The organism is Actinotignum saccati (genome assembly GCF_051265055.1).
Taxonomy (GTDB): domain Bacteria; phylum Actinomycetota; class Actinomycetes; order Actinomycetales; family Actinomycetaceae; genus Actinotignum.
Genome location: NZ_JBOZCC010000009.1, coordinates 66,346 through 83,478 on the forward strand (window position 1 = coordinate 66,346; position 17,133 = coordinate 83,478).

11 protein-coding genes are annotated in these 17,133 nt (G+C 63.4%); 4 read left to right on the forward strand and 7 right to left on the reverse strand.

Translation table 11 applies throughout. The features are described 5' to 3' along the window. Positions 1–207 precede the first annotated feature (207 nt). Positions 208–1,398: a Fic family protein gene (locus ACRQEC_RS07850; protein ID WP_284890440.1), complete on the reverse strand. Its 1,191-nt coding sequence runs from the start codon at positions 1,396–1,398 to the stop codon at positions 208–210. 398 nt (positions 1,399–1,796) lie between these two features. Here ACRQEC_RS07850 and ACRQEC_RS07855 point away from each other — a divergent pair, with 398 nt between their 5' ends. Beyond that, positions 1,797–2,171 carry an IS30 family transposase gene (locus ACRQEC_RS07855; RefSeq protein ID WP_369281069.1) on the forward strand — a complete coding sequence of 125 codons (375 nt, stop codon included), beginning with the start codon at positions 1,797–1,799 and terminating at the stop codon, positions 2,169–2,171. Positions 2,172–2,378: 207 nt separating this feature from the next. Next, positions 2,379–6,878 (forward strand): ATP-dependent RNA helicase HrpA, encoded by a 4,500-nt coding sequence (gene hrpA, locus ACRQEC_RS07860; protein WP_301575068.1) that lies wholly within the window; start codon positions 2,379–2,381, stop codon positions 6,876–6,878. Positions 6,879–6,895: 17 nt separating this feature from the next. On the opposite strand, the gene ACRQEC_RS07865 is transcribed toward hrpA, so the two are convergent. The 6 genes from ACRQEC_RS07865 to ACRQEC_RS07890 form a co-directional block, all read right to left on the reverse strand. Continuing rightward, positions 6,896–7,501, reverse strand: a complete 606-nt coding sequence (locus ACRQEC_RS07865) for a hypothetical protein (protein ID WP_284890445.1) — start codon at positions 7,499–7,501, stop codon at positions 6,896–6,898. A 404-nt stretch (positions 7,502–7,905) separates the two neighbouring features. Next, positions 7,906–8,604, reverse strand: coding sequence for a hypothetical protein (locus ACRQEC_RS07870; RefSeq protein ID WP_284890446.1), 699 nt, complete (start codon positions 8,602–8,604; stop codon positions 7,906–7,908). A 53-nt stretch (positions 8,605–8,657) separates the two neighbouring features. Next, the gene (locus ACRQEC_RS07875) at positions 8,658–9,794 is read right to left on the reverse strand and encodes a hypothetical protein (protein ID WP_284890447.1); all 1,137 of its coding nucleotides are present in this window, start codon (positions 9,792–9,794) and stop codon (positions 8,658–8,660) included. Positions 9,795–9,895: 101 nt separating this feature from the next. After that, complete coding sequence (locus tag ACRQEC_RS07880) at positions 9,896–10,549, reverse strand: low molecular weight protein-tyrosine-phosphatase (RefSeq protein WP_284890448.1); 654 nt, start codon at positions 10,547–10,549, stop codon at positions 9,896–9,898. Between the two features lie 357 nt (positions 10,550–10,906). Further along, positions 10,907–12,028 (reverse strand): ABC transporter ATP-binding protein, encoded by a 1,122-nt coding sequence (locus ACRQEC_RS07885; protein WP_284890449.1) that lies wholly within the window; start codon positions 12,026–12,028, stop codon positions 10,907–10,909. A gap of 367 nt (positions 12,029–12,395) precedes the next feature. After that, a complete protein-coding gene (locus ACRQEC_RS07890) occupies positions 12,396–13,349 on the reverse strand; it encodes a LysR family transcriptional regulator (protein WP_284890450.1) in 954 nt (317 codons plus the stop codon). 423 nt (positions 13,350–13,772) lie between these two features. Between ACRQEC_RS07890 and ACRQEC_RS07895 the strand changes: the two genes are divergently transcribed. Together ACRQEC_RS07895 and ACRQEC_RS07900 are read left to right on the forward strand one after the other, a co-directional pair. After that, positions 13,773–15,326 carry an MFS transporter gene (locus tag ACRQEC_RS07895; protein ID WP_284890451.1) on the forward strand — a complete coding sequence of 518 codons (1,554 nt, stop codon included), beginning with the start codon at positions 13,773–13,775 and terminating at the stop codon, positions 15,324–15,326. Beyond that, positions 15,326–16,360, forward strand: a complete 1,035-nt coding sequence (locus ACRQEC_RS07900; RefSeq protein WP_284890452.1) for an L-idonate 5-dehydrogenase — start codon at positions 15,326–15,328, stop codon at positions 16,358–16,360. The genes ACRQEC_RS07895 and ACRQEC_RS07900 overlap by 1 nt, the downstream gene beginning before the upstream one ends. Positions 16,361–17,133: the final 773 nt, after the last annotated feature.

Sequence of the window (17,133 nt, forward strand, 5' to 3'; positions counted from 1 at the left end):
CCTTTTCCCGAGCGGAACCCACAACAAATAATGGACAACCGCCAGATCCCAAGCAAAAGCACTCGCGAATGATGGACAATGGGCACTTCCCCATCATTCATCGGCGCTTGTGATGGTAAACCAGCAGGAGAAGCACACCCCCTCACAGCCGGAAAAGCCAGCCGAGATGCCCGCCAAAGCGCCCCGAAGGCTGCTGTCGGCTCAGGCTCAAACCAACACCCGAACGATCGCAGGCGCGAAATACACTTTCGGCCGAGCGCTCTCGTTGACGGCGGCCAAGATTTCCAGATTCTCTAGCTGCCTAATTAGCTCGCCCGCTCGCGCCACTGAAAGATCCAGTTCTTCCGCTAGCGCCTTAGTCGTGAAAGTGATTTTCGCGATGGCTAAATCGACCACACGCAGACCCGCTTCTGAACGTAGACCAGAATCACGCACTTTGCCTTTGAGCACATTTCGAACACGCATCAGCTCCTGCACCTGGCGCAAGGCCTGGCTGGCCGATTGCCCTATTCCTCTGGCGAAAAATTCGACGTACTCATCCCAGTTACCGGCGGTACTTACCGCAAGCAGCCGGTCATAGTATTCTGCTTGACAGGCTTCAAACCAAGGCGAAACGGAAAGCGTCGGCTCGGAAAGCACACCCTGAGACATCAGGTGCAGAACTATCAGCAGCCTACCGAGCCTGCCGTTGCCATCCATAAACGGATGTAGAGTCTCAAACTGATAATGCGACATTGCGGCGGCGACCACGGGGTCTATCCGCTCAGAATGATCCTGCCCTATCCATTCCACCAGCCTTTCGACGCCCGAAATCAGCAAGTCCCCCGGAGGAGCTGGAACAAACCTAGAGGAAAGTATCGCTGGCTCATTTGCTTTGGCGCTACTTCGCTTACCTATGACAACCTGACGCTCTCGCAGCCGTCCGGATTGCCCAGCCAGTCGAGTGCCTTTCATCAGCTCCCCCTGCAGGGCAGTAAGCATCCCAACAGATATTTCTCTCCCGTAACTCAACCATTCAAAAGCCGCATAGGACATATCCAGATAGTTGACGATCTCACGCATGGTCTCGTCTTCTGGCGAGTCAACATCAGTTGTCATGACTCGCTCCAGAGGAGCATATGCGCCTTCCAAAGCAGAGGTGCTTTGCGCTTCCCGACGAAGAGCAGAACTTCTGAAAAGAGCAGGGTTAGGAAGCTGTAAAGCAACAGCGTCCAAAGCAGCCAAGCTAGACCTGGCATTTGCGACTTGGACGACAGTCCGCCCAGACAGCTCAGGCATCTCAGAAGGAAGCACGGCGGGCACGAACGCCTTGTGCTCCCAACTACCCAAAATGGGATCACTGCCCGCAATGTCCACCAACGAACCCATCTGCGGGGCAGTAAAGTCTTCAAGCCTCATGACGTAAATTTAGGTCACCGCGACGCACAAACCCAGGCTCAATGATGGACAAGTGCCACTTCCCAAGCAAAACCACTAGCAAATGATGAACGAGAGGCACTTCCCCATCATTCAGCAGCTCCATTGATGGTAAACCAGCAAAGCTGAAGCCGGCCAAGAAGCGGTCGGAGCTGACTCGTGGAGCACGGTAGCGAAACCACCCCACTACATTCGTAACTCATTTTCGTAAATATTTACGCCTCAATGCAGTAGCCCCGCTTCACAGTTGGGCTACTGAACCAGACCAGTAGTAGACACCACCCCCGAAATGGTTGCTAATAATCCGACTTTCCCTTGCTATACCAATGAAAAGTCGGCCTTATTGAGGTCGAGCACCTCAATAAGCTTGCTTCCTTGACATGCATTGCGTGACATGCCTCGACGGAAAACTCGTTCCGTCCGGGCTGCCACGCGACACAGTCACGGGGCGGATAGAGGTGTCAGAGTGCGCTTACCACTACCAGCTTGCCGATGAGTATGCGGTTCCTACCTATTTCGCTGACCCGTATTCTTCCTGGCAGCGCGGCACGAACGAGCGGTTTAATCGGGAGATACGCCGGTACCTGCCTAAGGGGGCGAGTTTCACGGAGTTGAGTGAAAGTGACTTGGCAGACGTTATTGACGAGATCAATCATCGGCCGCGTAAGTGTTTGGAGTGGTTGTCCCCGCGAGAGGTTTTTGATCGGCTAAACTCAGGGCAGACACCCGCTATTGCACTTCAAACTAGAATCTAGGCTCGCGTTCTGACGTGTAGTCGCGCCTGAGCCGCGGCGCTTTCCAGCGCGGCGCTTTTGCGTACGGCGCTTTCCAGCGCGGCGCTTTTTAGCACGACGACGCAGGTGGGGGCCGGGCAATCGCCCGGGCCCCACCTGTTTCACTAGCCCGCGGCCAACCCCGGCCGGTAGGAAGCTCCGGGGAGGCGTGGAATAATGAGGCACGATATGGATAAGTCTCAGGAACCCGCAGCGCCCTCCGGCAAGGGCGAGGCCAACCACCACGCTCGCACCGACCAGCACAACGGTGATGGCTCCACCGGCCGGCAGGGAGGTGGCGCTTCGCGCCGTCGTCGTTCCAACCGCACCGGCACGCAAGACAAACGCGGCCACCACAACAGCCGAAACGCCCGCCGCAACCGCACCAACCCACGCGGGCCGCGGCCTTTCACCCCCGCGCAACTCGAAGCGCGCAAGGCCGCCGTCCCGCGCATTAGCTACCCGGAGACCCTGCCCGTTTCCGCTCGGCGCGCGGAGATCCGCGCGGCCATCGCCGCGAACCAGGTGGTTATTATCGCCGGGGAAACCGGCTCCGGGAAAACCACGCAGCTGCCGAAAATCTGCCTGGAGCTGGGCCGCGGCATCACCGGCCTCATCGGGCACACCCAGCCGCGGCGCATCGCCGCCCGGTCAGTTGCCGAACGCATCGCGGCCGAACTGGGGCAGAAAGTCGGCGGCGCCGTCGGCTATCAGGTGCGTTTCACCGAAGAAGTGGGCCCCACCACGCTCGTCAAACTCATGACGGACGGCATCCTGCTCGCGGAGATCCAATCCGATCCGCAACTGCTGCGCTACGACACCCTCATCATCGACGAAGCGCACGAACGCTCCCTCAATATCGACTTCATCCTCGGCTACCTCGCGCGGCTCCTCCCCGCGCGCCCCGACCTCAAAGTCATCATCACCTCCGCAACCATCGACACCGAGCGCTTCGCCGCGCATTTCGGCGAGCACCGCGCGGGCGGCCGCCCCGGCGATACCGCGCCCATCATCGAAGTGTCCGGGCGCACGTATCCGGTCGAGATCCGGTACCGGCCCCTCGATGAGGACCAGGGCACGGAGCACGGCGAACAGTACGACGACGCCGGTGCGCAGCGCGTGACCGCGCCGCGCACCCCGGGCCGGGCCGCGGCACTTGATCAGGTGAGTGGAATCGTGGCGGCTGCCGAGGAGCTCATGGCGGAAGGTGAGGGCGATATTCTGGTCTTCCTCTCCGGGGAGGGCGAGATTCGCGATACCGCCAAGGCCCTTGATGACGAGCTCGGGGCGCGGTATGTGGCGCCCGGGAGGAGCTCCAGCGCGCCGGGTGCCGTGGAGGTGCTGCCGCTGTTTTCGCGGCTTTCCGCGGCGGAACAGCACCGGATTTTCCAGCCCGGGCCCTACCGGCGCATTATCCTGGCCACGAATATTGCGGAGACCTCGCTGACGGTTCCCGGGATCAAGTACGTGATTGACCCGGGCACCGCGCGCATTTCGCGCTACTCGAATAAGACGAAGGTGCAGCGCCTGCCCATCGAGCCAATTTCGCAGGCCAGCGCCAATCAGCGGTCGGGGCGCTGCGGGCGCGTCATGGACGGGGTGGCGATCCGGCTCTATTCCGAGGATGATTTCCTGGCTCGGCCCGAATTCACCCAGCCCGAGATTCAGCGGACTTCGTTGGCCGCGGTGATTTTGCAGATGCTCGCGCTCGGGCTGGGCGCCGTCGACGATTTTCCTTTTATTGACCCGCCCGAAGCGCGGGCGGTGCGGGCCGGCACCCAGCTCCTCGAAGAAATCGGGGCGATTACTTATGGAGCGGCGGGTGCCTTCGGGGCGGACAGCCGCCACGCCCCGCGGCTGACCGCCATCGGGCGGCAGCTCGCGCGCCTGCCTATCGACCCGCGCCTGGGCCGCATGCTGATCGAGGCGCAGCGCAACGGGTGCGCTTCCGAAGTATTGGTGCTGGTGGCGGCGCTGTCGGTGCAGGATGTGCGCGAGCGCCCCACTGAGAAACGCGCCCAGGCCGATCAATTCCACGCGCGTTTCACGGCCGGCTCCTCGGATTTCCTCGCGTATCTGACGCTGTGGCGCTATCTGCGCACCCAGGCGCGCGAGCTGTCCGGTTCGGCGTTCCGGCGCATGTGCCGCGCGGAATTCCTCAACTACCTGCGCTATCGCGAGTGGGCGGATGTGGTGGCGCAGCTTGAGCAGATGGCGCGGCCGCTGGAGCTGACGATCCGCCGCCTGGCGCTGCCCAGCTCGAAGCAGATTCGCGCCGCGGCCGATGCGGGTGCGGGGGGCGGAGCGTCTCAGCTGGGCGGGGCCCCGAATTCCGGGGCGGTGGCGCACGCCTGCCGCGAGCTCGGGCGCGGTTCGGATACCCCGGAGTCGGGGGCGATTCACCGGTCGCTGCTGGTGGGGCTGCTGTCCAATATCGGCAATTATTCCCCGCGCAGCCGCGATTACCTGGGCGCGCGCGGCACCCATTTCGTGATCTGGCCGGGCTCTGGCCTGCACCGACGCACCCCGGAGTGGGTGATGGCCGCCGAGCTGGTGGAAACATCCCGGCTGTTCGCCCGCACCGTGGCCGCGATCCAACCGGAGTGGATCGAGCCGCTGGCGAAGAAGCTGGTGCGGCGTTCCTATTCGGAGCCGTATTGGTCGGCGAAGAACGGCGCGGCGATGGTCCACGAAAAGGTGACGCTTTACGGGGTGACCCTGGTGGCGGACCGCCCCGTGCTGCTGGCGACTTCCGGTTCGGATGCGGCGCGCGAGCTGGCCCGCGAGATGTTCATCCGCCACGGCCTGGTGGAGGGCGAGTGGCGCACTCACCACGAGTTCCTGGCCCGCAACCGCGCGGCCCTCGAGGAGGCCGGTCGCACCGAAGATAAGCTGCGCCGCCACGGGCTGGTGGCTGATAATGACGCGCTGGCCGCATTTTACGAGGAGCGCATCCCGGAGAGCGTGGTCTCCGGGCGGCATTTCGATTCCTGGTGGAAGAAGGAACGCCACGCGCGCCCCGAACTGCTCGATTTCACGCAGGATTTCCTGCTGGGCGGGGCCGGCGGAAGCGCCGCGGAAGAGGACTTCCCCACCGAATGGCGCCAGGGCGATATCACGCTGCCCATCACCTACACCTTCGCGCCGGGCTCGTTCAACGACGGCATCACCGTGGACGTGCCCATCGCGCTGCTCCCGCGCCTGCGCCCGGACGGTTTCGACTGGCTGGTGCCCGGGATGCTGGACGAACTCGTGGTCGCCACGATCCGCGCGCTGCCCAAACGCGTACGCCGCAACCTGGTGCCCGCTCCCGACGTCGCCCGCGATATCCGCGCGGTGCTGCCCACTTGGGAGGAGGCCGTACACGGAACGGAACCGATTTCTTTCGAGGAGGCTTTTCGCGTGGCTACGGCCCGCGTGCGTGGTATTGAGATCGACGACGCCGCATGGCAGGAGGTTAATCTTCCCGCGCATCTGACTGTGAATTTCCGGGTGCGTTCGGAGCGGGGTGCGGTGCTTGAGGAATCAACGTCGCTCGAATATTTGCAGCGCAGTCTTGCCCCGCAAACGAAGGCGGCGGTGGAAAACGTGGTGGCCGGGGCGGTAGCCCAGGCCCTCGATGAGGCACGGGCGCGGTTACGCAAGCCCAGCTCAGCGAAACAGGGCACGAAGCACTCCGCGGGCGCACAGTCTGCGGGCACCCCATCCGCCGGCACGCCGTCCGCGAGCGCGCCAGCCGCACGTTCGGCCGGCACCACCGGTTCGTCCGGTGCGGCCGCCGCCGAACTCGCATCCGGGGATGCTCTGACCGGTTGGCCCGAAGTGGAGCAGGGGATTATCCCGGCGGTTATTGAAACTGAGGGCCCGGCCGGGACGGTTCGTGCCTACCCGGCGCTCGCTGACCGTGCCGGAAAGGTTGTGCTGGATGTGGTGGCGGAGCCGGGTGAGCAGGTGCGGGTGCATCGCGGCGGCGTGATTCGTTTGCTCGCGGATGCGCTGGCGCTGCCCGAGGCTCGGATCACCTCGCGCTGGGATGGCGAGCTGGCTTTGCAGCTGGCTGGCAGCCCGGCACCGTCTACTGCGGCGCTGGTGGCTGATCTACAGTGGGCGGCGGCGCGGAATCTCGCAGACCGCTGGGGCGCGGCCAATGATGCCAGCCCGGAGGAGCTGCGTTCCGGGCGTGAATTCGAGGAATTGCAGGCATGGGCTCGTGACGAGTTCGAGGACGAAGTGTTCTTGATCGCGCAAGGTGCGGGCAAGGCCGCGGCCGCCTGGGCGGAAGTTGAGCAGCTGGTGCGGGATAACCGCTCAGTGGCGCTGCTTGCCACCATGAGCGACGAGCGCGCCCATCTGGATGCGCTCATGCCCGCCGATTTTGTGCGGGCCACGCCGGCAGCACGCTTCTGGGATCTGCCGCGTTATCTCCAGGCCGCGAAACTGCGCATCGAGAAGGCCGCGGTGAATCCGGCAGCTGATGATTCGCTCGCCTGGCAGGTGCAAACCGCGGCGGATGCGGTGGAGAACGCCCGCGAAGAAGCCAGCTACGCGGCTTTCGATCCGGGCCGCGCGCGGGTACTCGACCACGCCCGCTGGCTCCTGGAAGAGCTGCGCGTCTCGCTTTTCGCCCAACAGTTGGGTACCAAGGAAAAGGTGTCCGTCAAGCGCATCCAGAAGCTGTTGGCCAGCTAAGGACCAGCCGCGCGTCATCACTTCTCGGTCACGAAGAATCCCCGTGTCGCTTCAAAATCAACCGTGGAGTTTCCGTACTTTTCCCAGACGTTATCCGCCAGGTTTCCCTCAGGTGACACGTGCCAGAAGTAGGCTGACCCCAGTTTTCCCTCCGCATAGTTGAGGGTCTGGAGCGCGCCGAAACCATCAGTTCCGGCAGGAGCCTGGCACTTGTCGCCCCCACGTTCCCTGCCAACGCCACCGCACTCCACATAGAACACAGCCGCGTAATCCAGGGCGGTGTTTTCATCTAACGGGCCGAGCGCGAAATTCTTCTCCAGAGCGCTTACGAGTTGTGCGTAATTCTTCTTGTCACGAGCAACAATGGGAGCCAACTCCGTATCATTCACTTCAACTATTCCGTCCCCGGAGAGTACGATTTTTTCTTTCAGATCCGTATGACCCGGAATCGCTCGCTCCGAAAGCTCCGTCAAAGTACGAGCGTTCCCGGCTCCGTAGATCATATTCCAGTTCTTTTGCGCACCCGACTCCTTGAGTTCCTCATCAAGAGCTGCGGAAACCCGCGCGAAAGCTTCATCCGAGCCACCGGTAACTGATACCGGCACATCGCTAGTCACGGGCATTGGCCCTGTCCCAGTCGCATCGGATCCGGCCCCCCTTTTCCGATGAACACCCGCCGGCCGCGAGCGCGAGCGCTAAAGCTCCAGCAGCCACGAGAGATAGTACGGGCCGCGAGCTAATTTTTTGCACAAACATAATGGAGATCCTCATAAGTATTGAGAGGAAACAAGGATGGCGGACCGTGGCATGAGAGCCCGCATATTTCTGATTAGCATCATTGCTTATCAGGTCGCGTTAGGGTTCGTTCTGACGGCAACTGTCTCGTCCGCCTTCAATGCATGTTAACTGAATTATCCAGCGGTGCGCAATGGCTTCCTGCGATGTAGTTGTGCGGGCTCGCCTCATGGCCGGGCCGCGATGCACCTAAATGGCCGGGTGCATATATGCGTCGTCGTACTTCTTGGAATTACAGCAGGCTGACGATGCCCATGATGACAGCTGCGAGCAGCGCGCCGGCGATCATTCCACCCCACCATTCCAGCTGGTCCCCGGTGGTGACTCGGTCGAGGGACTGCGGCTTGAACGGCAGCACCGGCGCGGTATTGGGCAGCAGTTTCGGGCGCTGTTCCAAGGAACGCATGAGGGCTTCTTGTTCCGGGCTGGCTTCCTCCACATTGGCGAGGCCACCGTAGCCCTTTTCTGTTTGGCGCAGCGGGAGCAGGGTGCCGGGCTTGCTCTCCGCAAAGCCTGCCTGCTCGGCGCCGTGCACCGCGATAACGGTGCGGAAATCCGCTGATTTATCCACCGGGCGGACCACCACCGGCACCATGAGCGCCTGCTTGCGGCGGCTATTGCCAACCGTGCGCATCCGCCGGCTTTCGTCGGTGCCTAGTACCCGAGCAACCACGTCCACCCCGGGCGCGGCCGGCGTTTTATCGCGGATCAGCCACGGCAGCGCCAGCAGAAAAGCCACCACCGCGAAGGCCGGGATCAGGTAGAACGCACGCGAACCGACCAGCGCATTCGGGAAAGCGATGAGTCCGAGCACCACGCCCGCGCCCAGGCCCCACAGGGTGCCGGTGCATACCCGCCGGGCATGATCGATAGGCCGCGCCGCCGGGAGGTTGCCTTCCCGCCAAATCTCAGCCACAACGTTGGTGCTCATACGTCCTTCCTCTTCTCTCGCGCCGCTGTTAGCGCTTTCCATGGTAACCCGGGCTAGCGCAGGCTTTCACTTTCCAGCACCACGTCCCCGTTCTCCACCCGGAAATGCACCGTCTGCTCCCGCTCGAAAACCCGCGCGGTGTCCGAGCGTTTCTCCCAGTTCAGCGGGGCAAGAAGCCGCCACTCGTAGCTGCGCTCCAGCACGCCTCCCCGCACGCTCACGGTTCCGCCCAGCCCTTCCACAGACGCACTCACCTGCGGCTTCTCTTTCCAGCTCAGCTTCTCCTTGCGGGTATCTCCGAACGTACGATCCTTGCGGAAAGCGGCCGGGCAGCCAGCTGGCGGCGTCGTCGTACCATCACCGCGTACGCAACTTTCCACGAGGCGTTCCACCAGTTCCACCGCGCGTTCGCCCGCGGCCGGGGTGGCCTGGGCGCTAAGACGCGCGGCCGCGGTCTGGCCGGGCCGCACCGTGGCGGTGGCACCGGCCCCGAAGGTGAGGTAGCGCGAATCGCCGGGCGCCGCGACGGTGTAGTCGCCGGGGAAGGCTGGGGCGGATTCCTGGGGCGCGAGAGCGACGGGTACGTCGTTGATGCTGGTGAGGGCGGGAGGGGTGGAGGCAGGGTCGCTGGTGGTTGACGGTTCGCTGCCGGACGCTTGCGCGGTGCCGCTGGAAGCTTGATCGGCGGAGTGCTCTAGGCGCAGCTGGCCGAGGGCGCCCTCGCTCACCTGCCAGCGCGGGCTCAAGATCGGGGTGGTGCCGCGGCGCACCAGGGTAATGCTCAGGGGCTCTTGGGTGCCGTTGTAGCTGACGACGCCGTCTACGCGCACGCTGATTTCGGCGCCGTTACTGGTACCAGCGGCATTGCCGGCGCCGTTGCCGGAGTCGGCACCATTACTGGTGCCGGTGCCAGTGCCGGCTCCAGTTTCAGTGAAGCTGGTTTCGCGCACCTGGAAATGGGCGGGGCGGCCGGGGACGGCACGATAGACTTCGTCGCTCAGCAGAGCGAGGGAGCCGGAAAGTGCGCCGGGATCGGTGAGGTCCAGGGCATCGCGAGCGCGGCCATCTTCAAGAGCGGCCATATATCGGCTGGCCACGGCCGCGGGAGAGTAGTAGATGGCGGCCAGGATCTGGCGCACGGCCAGCACCGCCAGGGCGATCAGCAGCACCGCGAGCGCGCCGAACAACACCCTCCGCCGGCGCATAACTATACGGGCGCGCGCCGCGGACCGAGTACGCGCCGCGGGCTGGGTACTCACCGCGTGACGAGTGCCCACCTCAGGCCGAGTGCTCACCGCGCCACGGGCAGGTGACCGCGCAGCAGCTCCACGAGGCGCTCGGAGCCGGCTTCCACGCAGGCGAGCGTCGCTTCGAATTCGCGCGCCGACCCGCCCCACGGATCGGGCACATCGTACTCGCCGGACGAATAATAAAAATCGGAAGAATGCTGGCGGCCCGAGGCCCGCCCGGCGTCGTCGGAAAGAATGCCGCCGTGCCCGAATACGCCCTCCGGCGCGATCCCCACCTCCGGCAGCGCGAACTCGGTCCACAGGTGAATATTGGTCAGCGAAAGGGAGAGGGAGCGGCACAGCCGGCGCACCGCCCGGGCGTGCCCGGTGGTCATGGCCAGAATCAGGCCGGCTTTTTCCAGTTCCTCGGCGGTGACGCGGTGGGCCCGGTGGTGATCGGGCAGGTCATAGCCGTGTTCGGTAAGTGTGCGCTGGGCGGGCGGGTAAATCGGGTTGCCGGATTCCTCATTCGAAACCCCCGCGGACGCCACCGCAATATCAATACCGGCATCGCGCAACCGCTGGCGCAGCACGATTTCCCCCATGGGAGATCGGCAAATATTCCCGGTACAGACAACAAGAATGCGGGGCCGTTCCGCCAGCGCGCGAACGACGCCCGCACCGGGGTAGGCAGCGGGAGTGGCACTTTCCGTCATGCTGGCAAGTCTAGGCACCGCGCCTGAAAAGTTTTGAGCAGTAGGTCTCATCGAGTGCATACTACGCTGAAAGTATGCAGAATCCCGGGATAGAAACGCCCGGGCACGTGTGACCGGGCGGCCCAGATCACCCGTGTTGAACTGCGGAAAAGTCACGTCCGGGCAGTTCCGCGCCGCGGTTATGCATAATCCCAGCTGAAAGCGCGTGATTTTCACCACGACCCACGTGGGGCACGATGGCGCGCTCATTATTGGGTAACGACGACGCAGGGCCGGGGCGCACGCGCCCCGGCCCTGGAAGATAGGCCACTGCCTGAGCAGCCTCGCATCGCCTCATTAATGCGGGCACTACCCCGGCTAGTTGATGCGCGTGCCATCCCCGGCATGGAACACATGGATAGCATCCAGGTTCGGGGTGGCGTACGCGGTGTCACCCACCGCGGGGGCCTTGAACGGCGGGATCCGCACAACCACCTGGGAGGAGCCATCGCCCGAGCCGAAGCCGGACTTCTCCACGCCGGCGATCTCGCCGTACACGTAGTTATCCGAACCCAGGTTTTCCACCATATCCACCACGATCGGCACCGAGCTTTCCCCGGGCTCGCGCGTGAGCTCCGTGAAGGATTCGGGGCGCACGCCCAGGATGACCTTGCCCTTATCATCCGGGGTGATCGCATCGATCACCGCGCGGGGCAGGCGAATGCGCGCTTGGCCGAGGACTGCGTCGTCACCCTCAATACTAAAGGTGCCGAGGTTCATGGCCGGCGAACCAATGAAGCCCGCCACGAAAGCGTTTTGCGGCCGGTTGTACAGCTCATCCGGGCTGCCCACCTGCTGCAACACCCCGAAGTTGAGCACGGCGATGCGGTCGCCCATGGTCAGCGCTTCGGTTTGGTCGTGGGTGACGTACACCGTGGTGGTGCCCAGGCGGCGCTGCAGGGTAGCGATCTGGGTGCGGGTCTGCACGCGGAGCTTCGCGTCCAGGTTGGACAGCGGTTCGTCCATGAGGAAGACCTGCGGGTTACGCACAATCGCGCGGCCCATCGCCACGCGCTGGCGCTGCCCACCGGAGAGCGCCTTCGGCTTGCGATCCAGGTACTCGGTCAGATCAAGAATCTGGGCGGCTTCCTTAACGCGCTTATCGATTTCTTCCTTCGGGGTGCGCGCGATCTTGAGCGCGAAGCCCATATTCTCCGCCACCGACATATGCGGGTAGAGAGCGTAATTCTGGAACACCATCGCGATATCGCGATCCTTAGGCGACACATTGGTGACATCGCGGTCCCCAATATAGATACGCCCGTCATTAATATCTTCCAGGCCGGCCAGCATGCGCAGCGACGTTGATTTACCGCAGCCGGACGGTCCCACAAGAACAAGGAATTCCCCGTCAGCAATGTCGAGGTTGAGCTGATTGACAGCCGGGGTATCCGACCCCGGGTAGATACGCGATGCGTTCTCAAATGTTACAGATGCCATTACTGGTCCCTTCACCGGCAGGTACGTGCCGGACGATCCGAGTGAAGAGTGCCGTTGCGGGCACCCGAAGCTCCAGCACTTGCGGTACGACGACGCCGCCCCTTGGCAGGCCGCAATGCCCCCACGCCCGGAAACCCGGGCCATGTACAAAATGCTGTGACTTCAGAGTGTCCACTCTGACACAGTCGCCCTGTGCGACATACCCAATTTTGCCAGGCGCCGGCGCGGATTTCCAGCTCGGCTGCCATGTTTTGCGCAAAGCTTCCAGGCTTTTCCCGGGTTCGCGGCGCGCTCGTTCAGAAAGTGTGGTGGAAGCGAAAGTCGATGGTGCCGGATAGCGCCGTCGCCGTAAAAAGCGCCGTCGTTCTTAACTGGTATCGCCCGCGGTCCCCCGCTGCGGTTGGAGGGAACGCACGCCGGCGGGATGCGGAATCGCCAGGATCAGATCGCGCACGTACTGGCCGATCGGGGTGAGTGGCACCGCGGTATTCGCCACCACGGAAACTTCCCGCCCGTAATCACCCGCGATAGCAATTGCGCGCAACCCCTCGTGATCGCAACTGCGAAAAGCCAGCAGGTTAATAACCGGGGTGAGCAGCCCGGCCTTGCACATATTCAGGAGGGTCTGGGGTTGCTCAGTGCGGAAATCCGCGATGCGCGGCTCCAACTCCCATAAATCAAAAGCGGCGCGCATTTCCGGGTCGATACTCAGGCCCGGCGCGCCGGTCAGCCCCAAGGTCACCTCCGCGAGATCGGCGGGAGCCACCACCTCCACGCCCTGGAAATCCGGGGAATTCTTGCGGACCACCGCCACGTAGGGCTCCCACCACAGGCGCTCCGAATCCGGAATGGAAGGCAGCGAACTAAATTGCGAAACGATGGCCAGCTGCGCGTGCCCGGCCCCCACTTTCTCCAATAATTCCGCGGAGGTGCGCTCCAGCAAATTAACGGAAATACCGGGCTCTTCCAGCTGTAATTGCGCCAGCATTCCCGGGCACAGCACCGCCGAAATAGAAGGAATCACCCCGAGGGTAACCGCGCCCACCAGGCTGCCCGACTCGGTATTGAGCTCGTCGACCGCATCGCGCAGCTTCACCAAGATCTCCTCGGCGCGCGGTAGGAACGTTTCCCCTTTCGCGGTGAGGGTGCAGGGAACATGGCTGCGATCCACCAGGGTATGGCCCGTCGCCCGCTCCAAATTCGCAACGTGGAGCGATACCCGCGACTGACTGCTGTGGAGCAAACGAGCCGCCCGCGAAAAGGACGATAATTTCGCAACGGCAACGAAAGACTCCAACCATTCAAGTCGGTCGATGCGCATAAAACCCTCCACGACTATGTGGCACCAACGAGCTCTCCGATAATTTACCTGGCGCATTTCAAGTTCTTTCGCGGCGAGTCGGCTCCCCCGGCGGCGCGCGGCTGCGCGCCGCCGGGGCGGCGTCGTCGTTCCACCACCACCGCACCCACTCGGGTAGGTGACTTATCCGCGGAATCTCGCTGCGTTTCACGCGCGCCAGCGCCGCGCCGTGCCCACCGCACGCACCCGGCTTCCACCCCGCCCGCGTATCGCTATTCGAAATCCGCATATGACATATCGAAATATCGCCGTCTCTCGGGCGTGATTTCGGCGCATTCCCGCCGCGATACTGAAGCCATCGGAGCTCGCTTATCCCTCCGGCTATCCGCCCGGAAAGCAGCTTCTTCTCAGTTAACACAACGAAGTGAATGTGGAAGGCACCTCATGTCCAAACAACACCCGCCGGGAACAGTAACCGCCCCGGTGCCCACGCGCTCGACCTCGGACCTGGTCAAGGCCGCGGTTTCCGGCTGGCTCGGAACAGCTCTGGAATTTATGGACTTCCAGCTGTACTCCCTGGCCGCCGCGCTCGTCTTTAAAGATATTTTCTTCCCCGCCGGCCACCAGTCCATGGCGATCCTCGGGGCCATGGCCATTTATGGTGTGGGCTACGTGGCCCGCCCGCTGGGCGCCTGGTACTTCGGGCGGCTCGGCGACCGCATCGGCCGCACGAAGGTCCTCTTTATTACCATCGCCATGATGGGCGTGGCCACCACCCTCATCGGCTTCCTCCCCACCTACCAGGTGGTGGGTATCTGGGCGCCGATTATGCTGGTGATTCTGCGGCTTATCCAGGGCTTCGGGGCCGGCGCGGAAATTGCCGGCGCCTCCGTGATGCTGGCCGAATACGCTCCGCGGGAACGCCGCGGCATTATTTCTTCGCTGGTGGCCCTCGGCACCAATACCGGCACCCTGGGCGCCGGCGCGATCTGGGCGATCATGCTCGCCACCATGGGCACCGACACCGTGGTCGCGTGGGGCTGGCGTATCCCCTTCATCGCCTCGGTTGTGCTCATGGGCCTGGCTGTGTTCATCCGGCTGCACCTCAAGGAATCGCCTGTTTTCGAGGCGGCTACCAGCGGGGAGATTTTGGACGACGCCGCCCTGGTGACCACCTACGACCAACCGCTTCCCTCGCGCGCCGAGCGGAAGGCGGCGGCTGCGGCCGCGAAGGCCGGTGCTGCTGAAGCCCGCGGCAATGCTGACGCCCGCGCCACCGCGGCCGCCCAGCGCGAAGCCGCCGTGGAAGAACTCGCCAAAACCCCGAAGTCGTTCAAGGCGTTCATGGCGGCCTTCCTGCTGCGCTTCGGCCAGTCCGGCAACTCCGGCATGGTGCAGACCTACCTCATTACCTTCCTGACCGCTCAAATCCTGGTGGCCAAGGACGTGGCGTCCGCCGTGGTGGTCTACTCCTCGCTAGCCGGCTTCATTACCGTGCCGATTATCGGCTGGATCGGCGACCGCATCGGCCGCGAGCGCACCTACCGCCTGGTCACCGGCCTGGGGATTCTCCTCATTATTCCGTGCTTCTTGCTCATGGTGTCCCCGCGCTTCCTGGGCGATCTCAATGCGCCGGAGCTGGTGGACGGGCAGATGGTGGACCATTACGGCACCCCCACCCTGCTCTTCTTCATCGGGTACATCGTGCTGCACAACATCACCGTGCTGGCCATGTTCTCCCTGGAAAACATCACGATGGCCGAATGCTTCGGCTCCGCGCACCGCTACGAGCAGCTGGCGCTCGCCAAGGAAATCCCGAATATGATCACCGCCGGTTTCGGCCCGCTGATCGCCGCTGGCCTGGTGCAACTCTTCGGCGGCTCCTGGATCGCCTGCGCGATTCTCATGTTTGTTTACACCGGAGTCACCCATATCACCGCGTGGCTCATGCCCGAAATTACCGGGCGCGACCTCACCCTCAAGGAGGATGCATTCTAATGAAGGCTGTACAAGTTCGTACCGATACCCCCAAGCAGATTCATATCACCGACGTTCCCGACCCGGTTGCCGGCGCTGGCGAGGTGCGGGTCCGCATGGAGTGGGGCGGCATTTGCGGCTCCGACTTGTCCTACTGGAAGAACGGAGCTTCCGGGACCGCGATTATGCGCGAACCGCTGATCCTCGGGCACGAAGTTGCCGGCGTGGTGGACCAGGTGGGCGCGGGCGTGACCGGAGTTGAGGTAGGCCAGCGGGTGGCGATCTATCCGCCGACCCTCGTGGGCGAGCACGATATCCCGGAAAGCACCCGCGGCAAAGATAACCTGTGGCCGGAGGTCCGCTACTTCGGATCCGCGGCTTTCTTCCCGCACGAGCAGGGCGGTTTTTCCACCTACCGGGTGGTGCGGCCCGATCAGCTCCGTGCGCTGCCGGAGAACGTTTCGACGAAGGAAGGCGCCGTCGCCGAACCTCTCGCGGTGGCGATGCACGCCGTGAGCCTAGCCGGCGATCTGTCCGGGAAGCGGGTGCTGGTGAACGGCGTGGGCCCGATCGGGGCGCTGGCCGTGGCCGCCGTGAAATTCGCGGGCGCGCGCGAGGTTATCGCTTCCGATGTGGCCGCGGAATCCCTGCGGATCGCGAGCGCGATGGGCGCCACCAGCACGGTGAACCGCAGCGCCGGCGAGGAGCTTCCCGCCGACGTAGACGTCACCATTGAAGCGTCCGGCGCCGCCGTTGCCATCGGTGATTGTTTGCTGGCGACCGTGCGCGGCGGCACCATGGTGCAGGTGGGGAACTTGCCGGCCGGCGCGGTCTCCGTGGTGCTCGGGCAGCTGGTCACCCGCGAAATCACGTACCGGGGCTCGTATCGGTTCAACCCGGAGTCCATGGACGCCGCGATTGACGCGATGGCGCGCGGATTGGACGTTTCGCCCGTGCTCACGCACGAATTTAAGATCGACGACGCCGCAGCCGCTTTCGCCACCGCCGATGACCGGTCCACGGGGTCATCCAAGGTGATGCTCCAGCTCAGCTAGGCGGAGCGGGCCGGCGCGGCTGGGGGATGCACTCTCGCCCGGCTCGGGCTGGTACTTGCCTCGTGATTCGCAGCGTACATCGCGCGACGCGCGGTGTACCTCGCTCACGAGGCGGCGAAGGGGCACGGACTTACGGGTCCGTGCCCCTTTCCGTACCCTTACCATATCCACAAAGTGCAACCTCCTGACAGCGAAGCCCGCAGGATGCAACCTCACGACAGCGAGCCCCGCAGGATGCAACCTCACGACATCAAAACAATTTCTTAATGTAGCTGTCGTTGCACCTTGATTTCCGGCAGAGAAGACGACCGGACCGCGCGAATCTCACGGGCCTCGCAAACCCCAATAGTCACACGAATCCCTACGAGGGCGGCATATGTTTTCCGAGCTGTAGTGCAGATGTCGTACATGCGAAGTACATCCCGGAAAACACCCCGCCTCCCGTCTCCTCGAAGTGTGCATTCCAGACAGTACATCCCGCGTAGTGTGCGTATGGAACACGAAATCGACCCGAAACGGTGCTCTTACGCGCACTTCATTTTGGTGCCTCGGCGACTAGCCCGCCGCTGCCCAACAAAGTGGTACTCCACGACAGTGGAAGGAACAAAGTGGTACTCCACGACAGCGGAAGAAACAAAGTGGTACTGCACGACAGAAAATCGGGAGTTCGTTGTAGCTCCAGTACCACTTTGTTTTGGGGCCCGGAAAGTCCCCGGCGAATCAAGTTCCCAAGCCCCCAGGCGGGCAAAGAAAGCGGGGGGGGGGGGGGGGGG